Origin of the sequence: Colwellia sp. TT2012 (assembly GCF_001440345.1) — a bacterium.
GTDB lineage: Bacteria > Pseudomonadota > Gammaproteobacteria > Enterobacterales > Alteromonadaceae > Colwellia.
Genome location: NZ_LJYX01000153.1, coordinates 1 through 771 on the forward strand (window position 1 = coordinate 1; position 771 = coordinate 771).

The following is a 771-nucleotide window of genomic DNA, read 5'->3' on the forward strand; positions in this document are numbered from 1 at the left end:
TAACGCAATCTGCTAATGAGTTGATTGTAGAGTTTAAAACATTAGGTAAATAAGCTATAGCCTTTCTCAATAATTTTTTTTGCAAGCGTAAGACTGCATACGAGGTCAATTTGCACCAGTTAATGGGGGTTTCGCCGAGTAAATTCTCATCAGCTAGACCAACAAGACCAAACAACTGAGCCGAGAAAGCATCGCTCGCATCTTCTTTAAATCTCACGTAATAGCGATATTTACGCCACACGCGATAAACCAAAGAGATCAATCTATGATTAAAAAAGTCTAAAAAAGGACGCCTTACTCCCCCCTCTTCTTCAGATGCTATCTGCTCTAAAAAAAAGCCAGGTAAAGGAGACTGTGAACCAGATAGACCCATAAAAGTCGTCTGTAATTGCACCTGGCCTGAATCAGCTGCATATAAATCAGTTACGTCACTTGCGGGAAAACCCATACTTGGGTTAGCAGTGAAAAGCATTCTGCAAGCTAGTTCCCACTCTTCACTTTCAGGATCTTCTTCAAGCAAGCCATGAAGCAGCTCAACCAGTTGGAAAAAATTATAATTTTCAGCATCTTGCGGTAAAATTGTCGTCATAGTAAAAGTCACCTAAATTAGCGGTTGTACGCCAATTTTTGCGCCCCAGGTATAACGTTCATTATTACTAGAATTAATCACCACCAGTTCATGGAAAGAATTAATACTGGCGTACAAGGTAAAAAAACGACTTAGCACAGTGCCAAATAAATAAAGATCCCCTTCTGATCCAAATGCAGATT

Annotated in this window: 2 protein-coding genes; both read right to left on the reverse strand. The window is 39.7% G+C overall.

All coding sequences use genetic code 11. From position 1 onward, the window contains the following. Nucleotides 1-589, reverse strand: a 589-nt coding sequence (gene tssG / locus ASU03_RS19270; protein WP_157466003.1) for a type VI secretion system baseplate subunit TssG, incomplete at its 3' end; no start/stop codon positions are given. 12 nt (nucleotides 590-601) lie between these two features. Next, the coding region (locus ASU03_RS20380) for a type VI secretion system baseplate subunit TssF (protein ID WP_157466004.1) at nucleotides 602-771 on the reverse strand (170 nt) is incomplete at its 5' end.